This window comes from Nocardiopsis sp. NPDC050513 (assembly GCF_044457925.1).
Lineage (GTDB): Bacteria > Actinomycetota > Actinomycetes > Streptosporangiales > Streptosporangiaceae > Nocardiopsis.
Window position 1 is genome coordinate 124,213 of record NZ_JBITHK010000007.1, and the last position, 18,669, is coordinate 142,881.

The window sequence follows — 18,669 nt, forward strand, 5'->3', positions numbered from 1 at the left end:
TCCCTGGCGCGGTCTAGGAGCCGAGTTCGCGGCGGTACTGGCGGCGGAAGGCGTTGAACCACGCCCAGTCCGGGTCGAGTTCGCTGCGGAGCTTGACCTTCCCCTCGGGCCAGTCGACCAGCTGGGCCTCGAACTCCGGCAGGACTCCCGACTCCGGGTCCAGGTAGTAGTGGTAGTGGCGCTCGCCGCGCTCGGTCTTCTGGGCGAACAGCGCGCCGTTCCGGCCCAGCACGCCCTCCAGCCGGGCCTCCAGGTCGCCCAGCGCCGCCTCGGAGACCTCGATCGGGCGCTTCTCGGCGTCCATGGTGGCGAAGGGGACGACCACCTGCACGTACAGGGAGAGCGCGGGGAAGTCGCGGCGGGTCAGCGGGTGGCGGATGAGGATCCGCACCGCGCCGAACAGCGGGTGGGCTCCCTCCAGGGTGACCCAGCCGTTGGCGCCGCCGAGCAGGTCGGCCATCTGGCGGGCCACCGAGGGCATCGAGGTGGGCGGGAGCGGGTCCAGCGGCGGCTCGTCCAGCGACGTGGTCGCACCGATCCAGCGGACCACGTCGTCCTCCCCCAGGGCGAGCAGGGTGACGTGTTCGGCCACGCCGCGACGCACGTCGTCGGGCAGGAACATGTTGTCGGGGTGGTAGACGCCGACCTCGATCTTGCCCGTCGACTGGTTCACGCGCAGGGACACCGACACGTGCGAGAGGTCGAGTTCGTGATCGCCCCAGGTCAGGACGGACGTGAGCTTCTCGTGGTCGGCCGGGCGGACGGGCTGGAACACCCACTGGTCGTCGGAGGGCGCGGAGCGGGCCCAGCGCTCGGACATGATCCGCGCGTCGTCGGAGGCGCCGGGCCGCAGGGTGACGGCGTGGGTGGGGCCACCGGTGAGCCTGGAGGGGTCGTCCAGCGCGGCGAGCTGTTCGAGGAGGGCGCTCGGGTCGACGTCCGGCGACAGGTCGAGGTCCTCGATGTCGCCGCCCTTCTGCTCCGGCGGGCGCCCCACCTCCCAGTCGAGGTCGGGGTGGATGCCCCTGACCAGGGCGGTGACGCGGTCGGCCACCTCGGCCGGGGCGGGTTGGCCGGACTCCACGGCGTTGGCCAGCGGTTCACGCACCTCGGGCCAGGCGTCCCAGAACGCGGTGACGGCGGTGGTGGAGTCGGCGGAGCGGCGACGACGGAACAGAGCCATGCTCCGATTTTCGCAGAGACCGGCGACCACCCTCGCCGCGCGGAGCGGGGCCGGTGCGCCTGACGGCGGCGGACCCGGGACGGCGCGGAGTGGCGCAATCCTCGTGGCCGCGACCCCCGCGCGCCGCATACGCTGGACGGCACTATGACTTTGCGTGTACTGGCAGCCATGTCCGGCGGAGTCGACTCCGCGGTCGCCGCGGCCCGGGCGGCCGAGGCCGGCCACGACGTCACCGGCGTTCACCTGGCACTCTCGAAGAACCCGCAGTCCTACCGCACGGGGGCGCGGGGCTGCTGCACGGTGGAGGACTCCCACGACGCCCGGCGCGCCGCCGACGTCATCGGCATCCCGTTCTACGTGTGGGACATGTCCGAGGAGTTCGACCGGGAGGTCGTGGCCGACTTCGTCGCCGAGTACGAGGCGGGCCACACGCCCAACCCGTGCCTGCGGTGCAACGAGAAGATCAAGTTCGAGGCGGTGCTGGACCGGGCGATCGCGCTCGGCTTCGACGCCGTGGCCACCGGACACCACGTGCGCAAGATCGACGGGCGCCTGGTGCGCAGCGTCGACCACGCCAAGGACCAGTCCTACGTCCTGGGCGTGCTCACCGCCGACCAGGTCGGGCACGCCATGTTCCCGCTGGGCGACTGCACCAAGGAGGAGGTGCGGGCCGAGGCGGAGCGGCGGGGCCTGTCGGTGGCGGACAAGCCGGACAGCCACGACATCTGCTTCATCGCCGACGGCGACACCGCCGGGTTCCTCAACCGGCGGCTGGGCGCCAGGCCGGGGCCGATCCAGGACGAGGACGGCAACGTGGTCGGCACGCATGACGGAGCGCACGCGTTCACGGTGGGCCAGCGCAAGGGGCTGGGGCTGGGCGGCGCCCCGCACCCGCGCTACGTGCTGTCCATCGAGCCGGTCGACAACACGGTGACGGTGGGTCCGCGGGACGCGCTGCGCGTCGACCGGATCACCGGCGCGCGTCCGGTGTGGAGCGGCTCCGAGCCGCTGACCGAGCCGACCGACTGCCACGTGCAGCTGCGCGCCCACGGGGAGGTGTACCCGGCCAGCGTCGTGCAGCGCGACGGTGTGGACGGGCCCGAGCTGGAGGTGCGCTTGGCGGAGCCCGCCACGGGCGTGGCGCCGGGGCAGGCCGTGGTGGTCTACGACGGCGACACCGTGCTCGGGTCGGCCACGATCGCGGCGACCGCTCGGGAGCGGGAGGCCGGGGTCGGCGGCACCGGGTCGTCGGCGGGTGTGTGACCGGCGCCCTGCCGTCGGCGGGTCTCCGACCTGGACCGCGGCTGGGAACACCCGCGTCAGAGCCGCCGCCCCTCTTGCCGAAGTTAGGTAAGGCATAGCATAGTGACGGCGAGATGAGGGGGCCTGGTCCATGCCTGAGTTCGGTTTCCTGGAGGGGCAGCCCTTCTGGATCGTCTACTTCACGCTGCTCGGTGTGATCCTGCTCCGGGTCCAGGCCACGTACTGGATCGGCCGGGGGCTGGGCGAGGGCGTGTCCCGCAGCCGGACGGGCAGGCGGCTCGGCCCGCGCCTGGAGACCGCGCGTGAGCGCATCGACCGGTTCGGCGCCCCCGTCGTCACCCTGAGCTTCCTGACCGTGGGCGTGCAGACCGCCGTCAACCTCGCGGCCGGGGCGATGCGCATGCGGTTCGGGCGCTACCTCGTCGCGATGTTCCTCGGGTCGCTGATCTGGGCCGGTCTGTGGTCGGTGGTGTTCTCGGGCGTGGTCGGGAGCTGGTGGGCGCTGTTCCTGGACTCGCCGTGGGCGGCGGTCGGAGTCATGGCGCTGGCGGGCGCCGTCGTCGCGGGCACGGTGTGGCGGTCGCGCCGCCGCGAGCGCGCCGGGGCCGTGGCGACCGCCGAGGTCGACGGAGCCGAGGGGGCGCCTACCTCGGCGCGGTGAGGATCTCGGCCCCGTCGTCGGTGATGGCGATCGTGTGCTCGCTGTGGGCCGTCCGGCAGCCCGTCGCACTGCGCAGCGTCCACCCGTCGGCGTCGGTGACGAGTTCGGCGGTGTCCGCCATGACCCACGGCTCCAGCGCCAGCAGCAGCCCGGGGCGGAGCGCGTACCCCCGGCCGGGCCGCCCGGTGTTCGGCACGTGCGGGTCCTGGTGCATCGTCGATCCGATGCCGTGACCGCCGTACTCGGTGTTGACGGCGTACCCCGCTGCGCCGAGGACCGTGCCGATGGCGTGGGAGACGTCGCCGACGCGGGCCCCGGGCCCGGCGGCGGCGATCCCCGCCGCCAGCGCGCGTTCGGTCGCACTGATCATCGCGACGCTCTCCGGGGGGCGTGTGCCGCCCACGACGAAGCTGACGGCGGCGTCCGCGGCGACCCCTCCGCGGGAGACGGCGAGGTCGAGGGTGAGCAGATCGCCGTCGGCGAGCGTGTAGTCGTGCGGCCGTCCGTGGAGCACGGCGTCGTTCACGGCCGTGCAGACGTGGTGGCCGAACGGGCCGCGTCCGAAGGGCGGCGCGTAGTCGACGTAGCAGGACAGCGCTCCCGCCTCGGCGATCATGGCCTCGGCCCACCGGTCGACGTCCAGCAGGTTCGTGCCGACTGTGCTCCGGCTCCTCAGCGTCCGCAGGATGTCGGCGACCAGTGCGCCCGTGTCCCGCGCCCGGTGCAGCCGGGCGGGCTCCAGGATCTCGATCACGCGGCTCTCCCGTCAGGTGGCGAATAACTATACCGGTCATACTGTACCGGTACGTGAATTCGCTCCATCCGCGGGCCGCCCTCCCCCGCGCCGCCCGGGCGCCCGGACCGCCGCGGACACGACCCCCCCCACGGTCACGCGTCACCCGCGCCCCGTTGCCCTAACCTTGGGCAACGTGACCGAACAGCACCGCTACCCCTGGCCCGACGCCTCCGCGACCGGTGTCGGGTCCTGGCCGGGGGAGGACCCCGACGAGGCCGTCCGCACCGTCCTCGGCGAACTCCCCGACCTGCCGCACCTCCCCGAGCTCCCCGCACGCGGCGTCGGCGCCGACATGGTCGGCCGCACCGGCGGCCTCCTCGTCGACTTCCCCATCGAGGTCCAGCCCAGCGGCTGGCGGGTCGTCGACAGTCCCGGCCGCGACGTCGCGCGCGCCACCAGCCTGATGTCCTACGACCTGGACGCCCTCACCGAGCACGCGCACGGCTTCCAGGGGGCCCTCAAGATCCAGGTCGCCGGGCCGTGGACGCTCGCCGCCTCGATCGAGCTCCGCTCCGGCCAGCGCCTGGTCTCCGATCCCGGCGCCCGCCGGGACCTGGCCGAATCCCACCTGGAGGGCGTCCTCGCCCACGTCGCCGACGTCCGCGGACGCGTCCCCGGCGCCCGCCTCCTCGTCCAGGTCGACGAACCCTCCCTGCCCGCCGTCCTGCTCGGCTCCCTCCCCACGGCCAGCGGGTACGGGCGGCTGCCCGCCGTCGACCGCGTCCACGTCGAGGGCGCCCTGCGCGTGCTCTTCGCCGCCCTCGACAGCGCCGGGGCGGTCCCCGTCGCGCACTGCTGCTCCGCGGGGGTCCCCATCGACCTCATGCGCCGCAGCGGGGCCCGGGCCCTCAGCCTCAACGCCCTGCTGCTCGACCGGGACCACGACGAGATGGTCGGCACCGCCGTCGAGGCCGGTGTCGGGCTGCTGCTCGGCGTCGTCCCCTCCCTCGACGGCACGCGCGCCGTGGCGGCTCGAATGTCCGACCCGGAGGCTACCGTCGATCCCGTACGCGAGCTTTGGAACCGGCTGGGAATCACCCCTGACCTGCTCTCCCGCGCGGTGGTCACCACACCCACGTGCGGGCTCGCGGGTGCCTCCCCCGGGCACGCGCGCGCCGCCCTCGACGCGGCCCGCGCCGGCGCCCGGGTCCTGCGGGACGAACCCCGCAGATAGGCACACCCCGGGTCCGCGACCGCGGCAGGCGAGCACGAGAGCAGAAGAAAGGCAGGCAGTGAGCGCGCACGACGACTCCACCCACGTTCCCGACGAGGTCCGCGACCGACACGAGCGGCTGTGTCAGGATCTGGACGACTACAGCTACCGGTACTACCTCGGCAAGCCCGTCGTCTCCGACGCCGAGTACGACCAGCTCATGGGCGAGCTGCTCGACATCGAGCGGCGCCATCCCATCCTCGCCACCCAGGACTCGCCGTCGCAGAAGGTCGGCGCCCCCATCAGCGTCGACTTCGCCGAGGTCGAGCACCTGGTGCGTATGGAGAGCCTGGGCAACGCCTTCGACCACGAGGAGCTGGGCGCCTGGGCCGACCGCGCCGGTTCCGAGGTCCCGGTGGACGCCTACCTGTGCGAGCTCAAGATCGACGGCCTCGCGGTCGACCTCGTCTACGAGCGCGGCCGGCTCGTGCGCGCGGCCACCCGCGGCGACGGCCGCGTCGGCGAGGACATCACCCCCAACATCCGCACCATCGACGTCGTACCGGAACGCCTCGACGAGTCCGTCCGCCCCGCCCCCCGGCTCCTGGAGGTGCGCGGCGAGGTCTTCCTGCCCGTCGAGGACTTCGAGCGCCTCAACAAGCGCATGGCCGACGCGGGCGACCACGTCTTCGCCAACCCGCGCAACGCCGCCGCCGGTTCGCTGCGGCAGAAGGACCCGCGCGTCACGGCCACGCGCCCGCTGTCGATGATCGTGCACGGCGTGGGCGCCTACGAACCCGCCGGCGGCGAGGGCTCGTCGGACGGCGCCGCCCTGACCAGCCAGTCCCAGGCCTACACGCTCCTCGGCGAGTGGGGGCTGCCGCTCAGCGACCGCTACGAGGTCGTCGACTCCATGGACGCGGTCCGCGCGTACGTCTCCCGCTACGAGCGCGACCGGCACGTGCCGGCCTACGAGATCGACGGCATCGTCATCAAGGTCGACGACTTCGGCCTCCAGCGCCGCCTGGGCTCCACCAGCCGCGCCCCCCGCTGGGCGATCGCGTACAAGTACCCGCCCGAGGAGGTGACCACCAAGCTCGTCGACATCAAGGTCGGCGTGGGCCGCACCGGCCGGGTCACCCCGTACGGCGTGATGGAGCCGGTGGTCGTGGCCGGGTCCGAGGTCGAGTACGCCACCCTCCACAACGCCCAGGAGGTCGCCCGCAAGGGCGTGCTGATCGGCGACACCGTGGTCCTGCGCAAGGCGGGCGACGTCATCCCCGAGATCGTCGGCCCGGTCGTCGACCTGCGCACCGGCGACGAGCGCGAGTTCGTCATGCCCGAGCGCTGCCCCGAGTGCGGCACCGGGCTCGGCCAGCAGAAGGAGGGCGACGTCGACCTGCGCTGCCCCAACGCCCGCTCCTGCCCGGGCCAGCTGCGCGAACGCGTCGCCTACATCGCCGGGCGCAAGGCGCTGGACATCGAGGCGCTCGGCTACGTGGCCGCCACCGCCCTGACCCAGCCCCTGGAACCCTCCGAGCCGCCGCTGCGCGACGAGGGCGACCTGTTCGACCTCACCGTCGACCAGCTGCTGCCCATCCGCACGTACGTCCTCGACCCCGACACCACCGAGCCCAAGACCGACCCCAGGACCGGCGATCCCAAGGTGGTGTCCTTCTTCGCCAACAAGGAGGGCGAGCCGAAGAAGACCGTCGAGAAGCTCTTCGAGCAGTTGGAGGAGGCCAAGGGGAAGCCGCTGTGGCGGGTCCTGGTGGCCCTGTGCATCCGGCACGTGGGCCCGCGGGCGGCCGAGGACCTGGCCCGCCACTTCCGCTCCATGGACGCCATCCGGGAGGCCAGCGAGGAGGAGCTGGCCTCCGTCGACGGCATCGGACCGACCATCGCGGCGTCCATCCGCGAGTGGTTCGAGGTCGACTGGCACGCCGAGATCGTCCGTAAGTGGCGCGACGCCGGGGTCCGCATGGAGGACGAGGCGCCCGAGTACGGGTCGGGCCTGCTCAAGGACCTGTCCATCGTCGTGACCGGGGGCCTGGAGGGCTTCACCCGCGACAGCGCCAAGGAGGCGATCGCCGAGCGCGGCGGGCGCGCGACGTCGTCGGTGTCCAAGAAGACCAGTTTCGTGGTGGCGGGGGAGAGCCCCGGCTCCAAGTACGACAAGGCGGTCAAGCTGGGCGTGCCGGTCCTCGACGAGCGGGGCTTCCACGTCCTGCTGGAGGCGGGGCCGGAAGCGGCCATGGGGGAGCGGACCAATCCGCCCGAGGACACCGACGGTGACGGCGACGAGGCCTAGACGCGCCGTGGTCCCCGGGGACGCCCGGACGGGCCGCGTACCGCGTCTCGGGCGAGCGTAGCCGGGGTCCTGCGCCGGAGGCGCCGGTCGGGAGCGGCGGAGGCCCGAGGCGGGCACGGCGGCTCCGGCCGGGGGAGTCCCGGCCGGACCCGCCTCGTCCACCGCCGTTACGCACCGTGTTTCACGGATAGTCCCGGGCACGCGACAGTTGGTGATGAAACCGCGTAAGCTGGACATCAAGCGCGTGGATGTGGACACATCCAAATCCCGGATTCGGCCATGAGGGGTGGCCGTTTCGTGGGAACCTCGACTCACAGGAGCGGCGGCGTCACAGGCGTCGCCGGCCTCCGCGTCCCCCTCACGAGGACCACGGATGAAGGACCCCATCAGCACCAGGGACATCGGTCCCCGGGTCGGGACACCACTCTGGCTGTACATGGCGAGCACCATGGTCGCCGGTCTGGGCCTGCTCGTCTTCGCCAGCCTCGAACTCGGCCTCGCCCAGCTCCAGTCACTCGTCTCCGAACCGCTGCTGTGGGTCCTGCTGTGCATGATCGTCCTCGGTGAGCTCAGACCGATCTCCATGCCGGGCCAGCCGCCCAACAGCGGCACCCCCACCTCCCTGCCGTTCTCCTTCGCCGTCGTCCTCTTCTTCGGCCTCCCGGTCGCCGCCCTCCTCCAGGCCGTGGCGACCGGTGTCGGCGGGTTCGTCCGCGGCCACGCCGCCCACCGGATCGTGTTCAACGCCGCCCAGTACACGCTCTCCCTCGGCGTCGCCGACGCGGTCCTGCGCCTGGCCCTGCCCGCCGTCCTGGACGTCCCCTGGATGCCCGAAGGCGGCGAACTCGTCGCCGTCGCCCTCGCCGGAGCCGCCTACTTCGCGGTCAACCGCGTCCTGGTCATGTGCGCGGTCGCCATGCACGAACGCGCGCCGCTGGCGCAGGTCATGGTCAAGGGGCTCGGCCAGCAGGTCTACGTCAACGGCGTCCTGCTCAGCCTCGCGCCGCTGGTCGTCACCGCCATGACCCACTCCGTGCTGTACGTGCCGCTGTTCGCCGTGCCCCTGGGCGCCCTCTACACCAGCGCGCTGCTCTCGGTGAAGCGCGACCACCAGGCCAACCACGACGAACTCACCGGACTGGCCAACCGCGCCCGCCTGACCGTGCGCGCCCGCCAGGACATCGGCCACGCCCAGCAGCGCGGCAGCCGGGTCGGCCTGCTCCTGCTCGACCTCGACCGGTTCAAGGAGGTCAACGACACCCTCGGCCACCCCACCGGCGACCGCCTCCTGCAGACCGTCGCCCAGCGGCTCACCCACAGCGTGCGCCCCGGCGACCTCGTCGCCCGGCTCGGCGGGGACGAGTTCGCCGTCCTGCTGCCCAAGGTCCGCGACACCGCCTCGGCCCGCGAGGTCGCCGCCCGCCTCCGCGACGCCCTCGCCGAACCCGTGCGCCTCGACGGCATGGACTTCGACCTGGAGGCCAGCATCGGGATCGCGCTCTTCCCCGACGACGCCCCCGACTTCGAGCTGCTCATGCAGCGCGCCGACGTCGCCATGTACGTCGCCAAGAGCGGCCGGACCGGCGTCGAGTCCTACGACCCGGGCAAGGACCGCAACTCCACCGCCCGCCTCAGCCTCTTCAGCGAACTCCGGCGCGGCCTCACCGAGGGCGCCCTGGAGATGTACTACCAACCCAAGGTCTGTCTCACCGACGGCCACCCCGTCGGCCTGGAGGCCCTCGCCCGCTGGCGGCACCCGACCCGGGGCCTGCTCACCCCCGACGAGTTCATGCCGGTCGTGCAGCAGTCCAACCTGTTCCGCGCGTTCACCGGCCAGGTCCTGGACACCACCCTGGCCCGCGTCGCGGACTGGCGCCAGGGCGGGATCGACCTGCCCGTCTCCGTCAACCTGAGCATGCGCGAACTCCTCGACCCCGCCCTGCCCGGCACCGTGGACGCCGCGCTGCGCGAGCACGGGGTCCCGCCCGAGCAGCTCGTCCTGGAGATCGGCGAACAGGCGCTCATCACCGACACCCAGGCCGCCACGGCCGCCGTCCGGGCGCTGCGCGGTCTCGGCGTCGGCCTGGCCCTCGACGACTTCGGCACCGGACACTTCACCCTCGCCCAGCTCGCCGGACTCCCCCTGGACGAGGTCAAGATCCACGAGTCGTTCACCGCGCGGCTGACCGACGACTCCGACAACGGCCACACCGTCGTCCGGGCCGCCATCGCCCTGGTCAGGGCCCTGGGGATGAGCGCGACCGCCGAGGGCGTCCAGACCCGCGAACTCGCCCTGGCCGCGGGGGACACCGGCTGCCACGCCGCCCAGGGCCACTACTTCTCGCCCGCGCTCGCCGCCCGCGACGTCACCGGGTGGCTCGGCGGAAGGGGCCGCGGCGCACCCGCCGCGGCCTCCGCCCGCCACTGCTCCGCGCGTCGGCGGTACGTCCCCCGGTCGGCGTCGGGACCGGTCACGGAGCCATAGGATTGGGCCGGTACAACAGTCCGCCGAAGAAACGGTTCACATGACCGCCATCACCCGCGATGAGGTCGCGCACCTCGCCCGGTTGTCGCGGCTGGCGCTCGACGAGGGCGAGCTCGACACGCTCGCCGTCCAGCTCGGTGACATCCTCACCGCCGTGGCCAAGGTGCAGGAGGTCGCCAAGGGCGACATCCCGCCCAGCTCGCACGCGCTGCCGCTGACCAACGTCTACCGGCCCGACGAGGCCCGACCCTGCCTCACGCCCGAGCAGGCCCTGTCCGGGGCCCCCGCGGTGGAGGACCAGCGCTTCCGGGTTCCGCGGATCCTCGGGGAGGAGGAGTGATGAGCGAGGTCGTCAGCCTGACCGCCGCCGAACTCGGCGCGGCCATCCGGGCCGGTGAGGTCTCCTCGGAGGAGGCCGCCACCGCCTACCTCGACCGGATCGGCGCCGTGGACGGGGAGATCGGCGCCTTCCTGCACGTGGGCCGCGAGTCCGCGCTCGCCCAGGCCCGCGAGGTGGACGCCCGCCGCGCCGCCGGCGAGGAACTGGGCCCGCTCGCCGGTGTCCCGGTCGCGCACAAGGACGTGTTCGCCACCAAGGACATGCCCACCACCGCCGCCTCGAAGATCCTGGAGGGCTGGCGCCCGCCGTACGACGCCACCGTCACCTCCCGCCTGCGCGAGGCCGGTCTCGTCATCCTCGGCAAGACCAACATGGACGAGTTCGCCATGGGCTCGTCCACGGAGAACTCCGCCTACCAGGTGACCCGCAACCCGTGGGACACCGACCGCATCCCCGGCGGCTCCTCCGGCGGCTCCTCCGCGGCCGTGGCCGCGTTCGAGGCGCCCCTGGCGACCGGCACCGACACCGGCGGCTCCATCCGCCAGCCCGCCGCCGTGTGCGGCCTGGTCGGCGCCAAGCCCACCTACGGCGGCTCCTCCCGCTTCGGGCTGATCGCCTTCGCCTCTTCCCTGGACACCCCCGGCCCGTTCGCGCGCAACGTGCTCGACGCCGCCCTGCTCCACGAGGCGTTCTCCGGCCACGACCCGCACGACTCCACCTCCGTCGACGCGCCGGTGCCGCCGGTCGTGGACGCCGCCCGCATGGGCGACATCGAGGGCCTGCGGGTCGGCGTGGTCAAGGAGTTGGACAGCGACGGCTTCCAGGCGGGCGTGCGCCAGCGCTTCCACGAGACCATCGAGCTCCTGGAGTCCCTGGGCGCCAAGGTCGTGGAGCTGTCCTGCCCGAGCTTCGACGCCGCGCTGTCGGCGTACTACCTCATCGCCCCCAGCGAGTGCTCCTCGAACCTGGCCCGCTTCGACGCCATGCGCTACGGCCTCCGCGTCGGCGACGACGGCACGCGCAGCGCCGAGGAGGTCATGTCGCTGACCCGCGCCCAGGGCTTCGGCGCCGAGGTCAAGCGCCGCATCGTCCTGGGCACCTACGCGCTGTCCAGCGGGTACTACGACGCCTACTACGGCAGCGCCCAGCAGGTGCGCACGCTCATCAAGCGCGACTTCGACGCCGCCTTCGAGAACGTGGACGTGCTGGTCTCCCCGACCACGCCGACCACCGCGTTCCCGATCGGCGAGCGCCTGGACGACCCGATGGCGATGTACCTGGCCGACCTGTGCACGATCCCGTCCAACCTGGCCGGGAACGCGTCGCTGTCGGTGCCGTGCGGCCTCGCCCCCGAGGACGGCCTGCCCGTCGGCTTCCAGATCATGGCTCCGGCCCTGGCCGACGACCGCACCTACCGGGTGGCGGCGGCCGTCGAGCGCGCCCTGGCCGAGCGCGACGGCGACCTGCTCGCCCGGAACCCCTACGCCGTGTAGCTCTGGCCGGATCGCCTCCTGCCCTGGAGGCGGTCCCGGAGCGCAACGTCCGTGCCCGCCGTGTCCGACACGGCGGGCACACGCGTGTCCGCCGGCCGTGGGCCGGGGCGGCTCGCCGCACGGGGCGGGCGGCGTGAACGGGCGAGGGGCCCGCCCGCGTGATCACTCACACGGACGGGCCCCTCGTGCGCGACCGCCCACGGCGGCCCCTGGGACTACTGTCAGCCCTCCAGGGACTCGTTGGCGGAGGACTTGCGCTTGCGGCTCAGGTAGATCGCACCGGCGCCGGCGCCCAGGGCCGCGAGACCGGCGGCCACCAGACCGGCCAGAGCGCCACCGGTGACCGGCAGGGACGGCTCGTCACGGTCGTCCGCGGGCGGCGTGGTCGGGGTCGGGGTCTCGGACGGGCTCGGGGACGGCGTCGGCGTGGGCTCCGGGCTCGGGCTGGGAGAGGGCTCCGGGCTCGGGCTCGGGGAGGGCGACGGCTCCTCCTCGACGGCGGTCCAGTTGGCCGTGGCGGAGGCGGAGACCTCGACCTCGCCCTCCTGGGCCGTGATGAGGGTCTGGGTCGGCTCGTTCTCGTCCTCGCCCTTGAACAGGCGACCGGTCTGCACCGTGGCGGTGGTGGACAGGCTGAAGGAGGCGGAGCCGTCCTCGGCGTCCCCGGGGACGGAGAAGCCGACGGTGTCGCCGTTGCCGACCGCGTCCACGGCCTGGCCGGACTCCAGGTCGACCAGCTCGACGCCCTCGGGGACGCCGTCGCCGAGCTCGACCGGGATGTCGCCCTCGACGCTGGTCTCGACGAGGAACTCGCCGACGGTCCCGCCCGCCTCGCCGGAGGCCTCGCTCGGCGTGATGCTGAGCGTGGCGTTGGGCTCGGCGGTCTGCGGGAGCTCCTCGGCGTTCCCGATGAGGTACTCGTAGATCGTCTCGATGTTCGGGTTCGCCCGGGTCAGCTCGGCACCGTTGCTGAAGTGCCAGATGGCGGCCTGGGTGGCGGAGAGCGCCTGGGCGTCGGTGGTCCGCCCGGTGGCGCCGGCGGCCTCGGCCAGCGCGGCGGTGTCGACGGCCGGGTACCCGTTCTGGAGGACCCAGTGCACCTTGGCGGGCTGGGCGAAGTCGCCCTGGCCCGGGTAGTTGCTCCAGGCGTCCTCGCGGTACCACGCGTCGCCGCGGATCGCGGTCTCGAAGTCGATGCAGTAGGTGGTGAGCGTGTTGCCGTTCTCCAGCTGGAGGTTGAACAGCGTCACTCTGGTGCGCTGGCCGTTCACCTCGATCCGCTCGCCGGACTCGGCGTTGCCGACGTACTGGCCGCGGACGGAGCCCTCGTAGGGCTCCGCCGGGTCGGCGGCCGCGGGGGCGGCCAGGCCGAAGGCGAGCAGACCCGCCACGGTGGCCGCGAGGCCGACACGGGCGGTGGAACGGGGGAGGTTCGAATGGATCAACTTGTGTCCCGGTTGTACTAGGGGTTACCGGTAGGCCCGGACGGGTGGACGTGGGGGGTGGAACGGGCACGGCTTCCACGGGCGGCGGCGCGACGAGTCTTCGGGGGTCGTCGCGGCCAACTGGGCGCTCACTGGACAGTCCGAACGCGTGAGGCACCGCGTCCGTGGGGCGGACGCGTCATCGGTGGGGCGCCAACGCGGGAGCGGGCCGCGTTCGGTGTGGAATGTCTGCCGCGGGCCCGATACTAGCGACCGCGTACGCCGTATCCAACCCACTCCGTGGAATTTGTCCTTGAATCGGACATGTACAAAACGCGGTGCCTTATGTCCTGATCCGGATCCCACGCCAGAGCGGAACCATACCGGTCAGTTCCGGCGTTTGCGACCCAGAACCAGAATGAGCAGGCCGGAGACGACCAGCGCGCCCGCGATGACCAGCAGGCCCGACAGCCAGGTCCCGGTGCCCGCGAGGCCGTCGCCCCCGACGCGTTCCTCCTCCTCGCGAGTGGGTTCGTCCGAGGGTGTGGCGTCGGGCACCTCGACCGGGCGCTCGGCGCCGGACGCGGACTCGGGGGAGGGAAGGACGGTCTCGGGCGGCCGCGGTTCGGGACTGGGGGGCGCCTCCGGCGCCTCGGCGTGCCAGGTGAGGGTCGCGGCGGTGGAACTCGTGGTCGTCCCGGGTTCCGCCGTGACCAGCGGCCGGGTCCGCACACCGTCGCGCCCGGTGAACAGGCGCCCCTCGGGCAGCGGCACGTCGCTGCCGCGCGCGTGCAGGGTCACCACCCCGGCCGGGACCGACGGGTCCACGTCGAGGTAGACCGTCGCGCCGCCGCGCACCCGGCGCACCTGCTCTCCGCCCGCGTCGACCAGCCAGGCCGCCGGGGCGCCCCGAACCGAGAGCTGGACCGGTGCCGTGCCCGCGCTGGTCACGGTGATCGGCCCCAGGGGCTCCTCAGGGGACACGGCCTCGATCTGGGACGGGGTGATCTCCAGGGACGGTGCCGCCGACTCGTCGGGGGCGCTCTCACTGCCCGCGACGAGGTGCTCGTACAGCGCGGCCACCGCGACGTCGTTGGCGGCCGGGTCCAGTTCGGCCCCGTCCAGCACGTGCCACAGCGCCGCCTGGGTGCCCGCGATCGCCTGGCGCTCGTCGAGGAACACGGTCTCGGAGGCCAGGGCCAGCTCCGTCAGACCCACGGAGGGATAGGAGTTGGCGACCACCCAGGCCGCCCGGTCCGCGGGGCCGGTCGCCGCGTCGGTTTCGGACCACTGCGTGCTGTCGTCCCACGCTGACTCGACGTAGGCGGTGCGCGGTTGCACCTCTCCCTCGGCGGTGGCCGTGTAGGCGCCCACGGAGTCGCTGCCGCCCAGCCGGAGGCTGAACAGGGCGGTGGGGAGTTCATCTCCGTCGGTGAGGACCACCGCCGTGCCCTCGACCGGGTCGCGGTCCACCCGGGAGAAGTCGTCGGCGAGAACGGGGGAAGCGCCGGCCAGTCCGCCGACCAGGGCCGCCGACGTCAGCACGGCGGCGCACCGACGCAGGATGCTCCACACGCTCACATGCTCCCCGCGAAAGGTCGGCGGCCCGATGGGCAGCCGACGAAACCACGATGTTGGGACACCCAGACTAACGGTCCGGCACCGTCGGTGACGGGGGCGGGGCACGACAGCGGCGCAATCGTGTGCTCCCCGTGACCTCCGGCGCGGGCGCCGCGGGGGCGCGAGGGAGTACCGGTCCGGAGGCGTAGGACACTGGCCGCATGCCGAAGATCCGACGGACGCGTCGTGGCGCCCTGAAGGCCGCGTGCGGTAGTTCGCCCGACGAGTACGCCTGGCCCAGCGGCCGCGCCGACCTGCCACGCGGGGGCGCCGACGGCACGGGCGGGCCGCGACCCGTGTCCGCTCCCGCCCGCCATTGGACCGCTCCCGACCCGCGAGCCGGGGCCACCCGCCGCCGGTTCGCGGCGGACGCCGCCGTGGCCGCGGCGCACCTGCTCGTCTTCGGCGCGCCCGTGCTGGACCGTGCCGGAACGGCCGTCGGCACATGGGCCGCCCTGTCGCTGCTCGGCGCGGTCAGCGCTGGGATCCTTCTGCGCTGGCGGTGGCCAGCCCGCTCGTTCGCCGTCGTCCTCGTGGTGAGTCTGGCCGGCCTGGGCACGGGGTGGAGCTCCGACCCCCTGACCGCCGCGGCCTGGACCCTGTACCCACTGGCCCTGACCTCGTCCGCCGGTGCGGCGCGCCCCCGCCACGCCGCCTGCCTCCTGGGCGGGGTGGTCCTGGCCGCCTCCATCGGCCCCGCCGGGGCGGGGCCGGCCGTGCTGACGGACCTGCTCCGGGCGGCCGTGGTGGGCTCGATCCTGCTCGGCGGAGCGTGGCTGCTCGGCCGGTCGGTCCACGAGCGCCGGATCCAGGAGGAGCACGCGCTCGCCGCCGCGACCCGCGAGGCCGAGGCCAGCGAGCGGCTGCGCGTCGCGCGCGAGGTACACGACGTCGTCTCCCACACACTGGGCGCGGTCGGCATGCGCGCGGGCGTCGCCCGCTACACGGGAGGCGACGATCCCGACTCCCTGCGGGCCGCCCTGTCCGACATCGAGGCCGCCACCCGGGCCGCATCCGACGAGCTCCGCCGTCTTCTGGGGGGCCTGCGCGCACCCGACGACGCCCCGCTGGCGCCCCAGCCCGGGTTGGCCGACCTTCCCGACCTGGCGGCCACGGCGCGCGGTGCGGGGATCACCTGCCACCTGCGCGTCGATGGGGCCGAGGACGTCCCGCCGAACACCGCCGCCAGCGTCCACCGCGTGGTCCAGGAGTCACTCACCAACGCGGTCCGGCACGCCCCCGGCACCACCTGCGACATCACCGTCACCGTGGTCGCGGACGGCGGCGGGCACGTCGTGGACGTGGTGGTCGCCGACACCGGACCGGCAGGGGACCACCGGCCCGCACCTGGCAGCGGAACCGGTCTGGTCGGCATGCGCGAGCGTGTCACCGCCCACGGCGGCGCCCTCGCCACCGGACCGCACCCGGACGGGGGCTACCGTGTTCACGCCCGTATCCCCTTCGGCGGCTGAGCCCCCGGACGCCGCCGCGCGGACCGGCGACCGACAGGACAGGAAACGACCTATGAGCGCCCCGGCCGAGAACATACGGGTCCTGATCGCCGACGACCAGGACCTCTTGCGCGGCTCCCTGCGCATGCTCCTCGACGCGGCCCCCGGACTCACCGTGGTGGGCGAGGCGCGCACCGGCCGTGAGGCGGTCGACCTGGCCGCGCGCCACCGGCCCGATCTGGTCCTCATGGACGTGCGCATGCCCGACCTGGACGGCCTGGCCGCCACCCGGGCGATCCGCGAGGCCAGCGACCGCACGCGCGTCGTCGTCCTGACCGTGTTCGACCTGGACGAGTACGTCTACTCCGCGCTGCGCGCCGGCGCCAGCGGCTTCCTGCTCAAGAACACCGGACCGGAGGAACTCCTGCGCGCCGTCCGCGTCGTCGCCGACGGTCAGGCGCTGCTGGCCCCGGAGGTCACCCGCCGTCTGATCGCCGACGTCGTGCGCGGCGGCGGGGTCCGCGAACCGCACCGTTGGAGGGGGATCACCCTGACGCCGCGCGAACGGGAGGTCGCCACCCTCGTCGGGCGCGGGCTCTCCAACGCCGATATCGCCGAGCGCCTCACGCTCAGCCGCGCCACCGTCAAGACCTACGTCAGCCGCCTGCTCACCAAGCTGGACGCCCGCGACCGGGCCCAACTGGTGGTCTTCGCCTACGAGAGCGGGCTGGTGCAGGCCGCCGGGGGAGAGTGACTCAGGTCAGCGGTCCAGGCGACCCGCCAGACCGATGTCCCCCCAGGTTGACACTCGTACTGTCACCCCCGGGCCGATGCGGCGGACCACCCGGGCGGCCCACGATGGGCCCATGATCGAGATACGCGGACTCACCAAGCGCTTCGGCGCCCGCACGGCCGTCGACGACCTCACCTTCACCGCCTCCTCCGGACAGGTCACGGGGTTCCTCGGGCCGAACGGCGCGGGCAAGTCGACCACCTTGCGCGTGCTGCTCGGGCTCGACCGGGCCGACGGAGGACGGGCGCTGATCGACGGGAACCCCTACACGTCCCTGCGGCGCCCCGCGTCCGCGGTCGGCGCCCAGTTGGACATCGGCGGCGCCCACCCGGCACGCACCGCTCGGGCCCACCTGGCGTGGATCGCCCGTGCCAACGGCATCCCCGCCTCGCGGGTGGGGGTGGTTCTGGAGGCCGTGGGCCTGGGCGCGGCCGCCCGATCCCGGGTGCGGACCTTCTCCCTGGGGATGGGCCAGCGGTTGAACCTGGCCGCGGCCCTGCTCGGCGATCCGCGGGTGATCGTCATGGACGAGCCCGTCAACGGCCTTGACCCGGAGGGCATGCGGTGGATCCGCGACGTCACGCGCCGTCTCGCGACCGAGGGCCGCACCGTGCTGCTGTCCAGCCACCTGATGGGGGAGATGGCCCGGATCGCCGACCACCTGGTGGTGATCGACCGGGGGAGACTGGTCGCCGAGGGCTCCCCGGCCGAACTGACGGCTGGTCACGCGTCGCTGGAGGACGCCTTCTTCGCGCTCACCGGTCGGTCCGCGGCGGGGGGCGTGTGAGCGTGCTCGACACCGTTCGCTCGGAGGCGGTCAAGCTCCGTACCGTGCCCTCCGTCCTGGTCGCGTGCCTCGCCACCGCGGTCCTGACCATCGGTCTGGCCTACCTGTCCGGATGGTCGGTGGGGAACGCCCTCGACACGGACCCCACCCGGATCGTGGGGAACTTCACCCCCGAGTCGAGCGGCTTCGACGCGATCGCCTACGGCCAGGCCGGGATGGTGGTCCTCGGCGTGCTGGCGGTCAGCGGCGAGTACGCGGGCGGGCAGATCCGCACGTCCCTGATCGCGGTGCCCGATCGTCGCCGTCTCCTCGCCGCCAAGGCGGCGGCCGTGACGGTCGCGGCGCTGGTGGTCAGTGCGGTGACCGTGCCCGGCGCGTTCGCCGTCACGCAGATCGGGCTGGGTGACCACGGCTATCCGTGGGCCGACGTCCCCGACGGGCCGGTCCCAGGGGCGCTCGTGGGCGCCGTCGTGTACTGGGTGGTGCTCGCGCTGCTGTCCGCCGGACTCACCGTCGTGGTCCGCAACGCGGTGGTGCCCCTGGTCGTGCTGATCAGCCTGGTGCTGGCGGGGTCGTTCTTCCTGACGATGCTGACCGACATGGCCGACCTGCTTCCCGACCGGGCGGGGGCCCAGATGTACGACCTGCGCGGCGGCCACGCCTACGACCTCACCGCCGTGGAGGGGGGAGCGGTCATGCTGGCGTGGACGGCGGCCGTGTGGCTGGCGGCGGCGGTGCTGTTCACCCGCAGGGACGCCTAGGAAGGGAACCGCGCCGGAGGTTGCGGGGGCGGGCCACCCCCGCAACCTCGGTAGGCTGACCTGGAAGGTATGTCCTCTACGGAAACGGGTTTGCGGCGATGGCCCACGCGGTAACTCCCAGCACTGCACCGAACGGCGGCCCCACCCC

15 protein-coding genes are annotated in these 18,669 nt (G+C 73.4%); 11 read left to right on the forward strand and 4 right to left on the reverse strand.

Annotation, left to right across the window (positions count from 1 at the left end):
* Positions 1-13: 13 nt before the first annotated feature.
* Positions 14-1,183: a DUF695 domain-containing protein gene (locus ACIBFB_RS14690; RefSeq protein ID WP_397230178.1), complete on the reverse strand. Its 1,170-nt coding sequence runs from the start codon at positions 1,181-1,183 to the stop codon at positions 14-16.
* Positions 1,184-1,327: 144 nt separating this feature from the next.
* Here ACIBFB_RS14690 and mnmA point away from each other — a divergent pair, with 144 nt between their 5' ends.
* Both mnmA and ACIBFB_RS14700 read left to right on the forward strand, forming a co-directional pair.
* A complete protein-coding gene (mnmA, locus tag ACIBFB_RS14695; RefSeq protein WP_397230179.1) occupies positions 1,328-2,446 on the forward strand; it encodes a tRNA 2-thiouridine(34) synthase MnmA in 1,119 nt (372 codons plus the stop codon).
* A gap of 130 nt (positions 2,447-2,576) precedes the next feature.
* A complete protein-coding gene (locus tag ACIBFB_RS14700) occupies positions 2,577-3,107 on the forward strand; it encodes a DedA family protein (RefSeq protein ID WP_397230181.1) in 531 nt (176 codons plus the stop codon).
* On the opposite strand, the gene map is transcribed toward ACIBFB_RS14700, so the two are convergent.
* Positions 3,091-3,861 carry a type I methionyl aminopeptidase gene (gene map / locus ACIBFB_RS14705; protein ID WP_397230183.1) on the reverse strand — a complete coding sequence of 257 codons (771 nt, stop codon included), beginning with the start codon at positions 3,859-3,861 and terminating at the stop codon, positions 3,091-3,093. The two genes, ACIBFB_RS14700 and map, sit on opposite strands and share 17 nt — an antisense overlap.
* A gap of 175 nt (positions 3,862-4,036) precedes the next feature.
* On the opposite strand from map, the gene ACIBFB_RS14710 reads away from it, so the two are divergent.
* The 5 genes from ACIBFB_RS14710 (at position 4,037) to gatA (ending at position 11,685) form a co-directional block, all read left to right on the forward strand.
* Positions 4,037-5,077, forward strand: a complete 1,041-nt coding sequence (locus ACIBFB_RS14710) for a methionine synthase (RefSeq protein ID WP_397230185.1) — start codon at positions 4,037-4,039, stop codon at positions 5,075-5,077.
* A gap of 58 nt (positions 5,078-5,135) precedes the next feature.
* On the forward strand, positions 5,136-7,367 hold the full coding sequence (ligA, locus tag ACIBFB_RS14715; RefSeq protein ID WP_397230187.1) for an NAD-dependent DNA ligase LigA: 2,232 nt from the start codon (positions 5,136-5,138) through the stop codon (positions 7,365-7,367).
* A 373-nt stretch (positions 7,368-7,740) separates the two neighbouring features.
* Complete coding sequence (locus ACIBFB_RS14720) at positions 7,741-9,852, forward strand: putative bifunctional diguanylate cyclase/phosphodiesterase (protein WP_397230189.1); 2,112 nt, start codon at positions 7,741-7,743, stop codon at positions 9,850-9,852.
* 40 nt (positions 9,853-9,892) lie between these two features.
* Positions 9,893-10,192 (forward strand): Asp-tRNA(Asn)/Glu-tRNA(Gln) amidotransferase subunit GatC, encoded by a 300-nt coding sequence (gatC, locus tag ACIBFB_RS14725; RefSeq protein WP_026127522.1) that lies wholly within the window; start codon positions 9,893-9,895, stop codon positions 10,190-10,192.
* Positions 10,192-11,685, forward strand: coding sequence for an Asp-tRNA(Asn)/Glu-tRNA(Gln) amidotransferase subunit GatA (gene gatA / locus ACIBFB_RS14730; protein WP_397230191.1), 1,494 nt, complete (start codon positions 10,192-10,194; stop codon positions 11,683-11,685). The genes gatC and gatA overlap by 1 nt, the downstream gene beginning before the upstream one ends.
* Positions 11,686-11,906: 221 nt before the next feature.
* Here the strand turns inward: gatA and ACIBFB_RS14735 are convergent, their stop codons facing one another.
* Both ACIBFB_RS14735 and ACIBFB_RS14740 read right to left on the reverse strand, forming a co-directional pair.
* Positions 11,907-13,130 (reverse strand): thioester domain-containing protein, encoded by a 1,224-nt coding sequence (locus tag ACIBFB_RS14735; RefSeq protein WP_397230193.1) that lies wholly within the window; start codon positions 13,128-13,130, stop codon positions 11,907-11,909.
* 366 nt (positions 13,131-13,496) lie between these two features.
* Positions 13,497-14,684, reverse strand: a complete 1,188-nt coding sequence (locus tag ACIBFB_RS14740; protein WP_397230195.1) for a thioester domain-containing protein — start codon at positions 14,682-14,684, stop codon at positions 13,497-13,499.
* 206 nt (positions 14,685-14,890) lie between these two features.
* Here ACIBFB_RS14740 and ACIBFB_RS14745 point away from each other — a divergent pair, with 206 nt between their 5' ends.
* From ACIBFB_RS14745 to ACIBFB_RS14760, 4 genes are all read left to right on the forward strand, one after another.
* Positions 14,891-16,201, forward strand: coding sequence for a sensor histidine kinase (locus ACIBFB_RS14745; RefSeq protein ID WP_397230197.1), 1,311 nt, complete (start codon positions 14,891-14,893; stop codon positions 16,199-16,201).
* 52 nt (positions 16,202-16,253) lie between these two features.
* Positions 16,254-16,934 carry a response regulator gene (locus ACIBFB_RS14750; protein WP_397230199.1) on the forward strand — a complete coding sequence of 227 codons (681 nt, stop codon included), beginning with the start codon at positions 16,254-16,256 and terminating at the stop codon, positions 16,932-16,934.
* A gap of 112 nt (positions 16,935-17,046) precedes the next feature.
* Entirely contained in the window at positions 17,047-17,760 is a 714-nt protein-coding gene (locus tag ACIBFB_RS14755) for an ABC transporter ATP-binding protein (protein WP_397230202.1), read from the forward strand.
* 2 nt (positions 17,761-17,762) lie between these two features.
* Positions 17,763-18,521, forward strand: coding sequence for an ABC transporter permease (locus ACIBFB_RS14760; protein ID WP_397230205.1), 759 nt, complete (start codon positions 17,763-17,765; stop codon positions 18,519-18,521).
* Positions 18,522-18,669 lie beyond the last annotated feature (148 nt).

Coding starts and splice junctions, on each gene's coding strand:
- ACIBFB_RS14690 (WP_397230178.1), bottom strand. CDS start 1,183: ATGGCTCTGTTCCGTCGTCGCCGCTCCGCCGACTCCACCACCGCCGTC.
- mnmA (WP_397230179.1), top strand. CDS start 1,328: ATGACTTTGCGTGTACTGGCAGCCATGTCCGGCGGAGTCGACTCCGCG.
- ACIBFB_RS14700 (WP_397230181.1), top strand. CDS start 2,577: ATGCCTGAGTTCGGTTTCCTGGAGGGGCAGCCCTTCTGGATCGTCTAC.
- ACIBFB_RS14720 (WP_397230189.1), top strand. CDS start 7,741: ATGAAGGACCCCATCAGCACCAGGGACATCGGTCCCCGGGTCGGGACA.
- gatC (WP_026127522.1), top strand. CDS start 9,893: ATGACCGCCATCACCCGCGATGAGGTCGCGCACCTCGCCCGGTTGTCG.
- gatA (WP_397230191.1), top strand. CDS start 10,192: ATGAGCGAGGTCGTCAGCCTGACCGCCGCCGAACTCGGCGCGGCCATC.
- ACIBFB_RS14745 (WP_397230197.1), top strand. CDS start 14,891: ATGCCGAAGATCCGACGGACGCGTCGTGGCGCCCTGAAGGCCGCGTGC.
- ACIBFB_RS14750 (WP_397230199.1), top strand. CDS start 16,254: ATGAGCGCCCCGGCCGAGAACATACGGGTCCTGATCGCCGACGACCAG.
- ACIBFB_RS14755 (WP_397230202.1), top strand. CDS start 17,047: ATGATCGAGATACGCGGACTCACCAAGCGCTTCGGCGCCCGCACGGCC.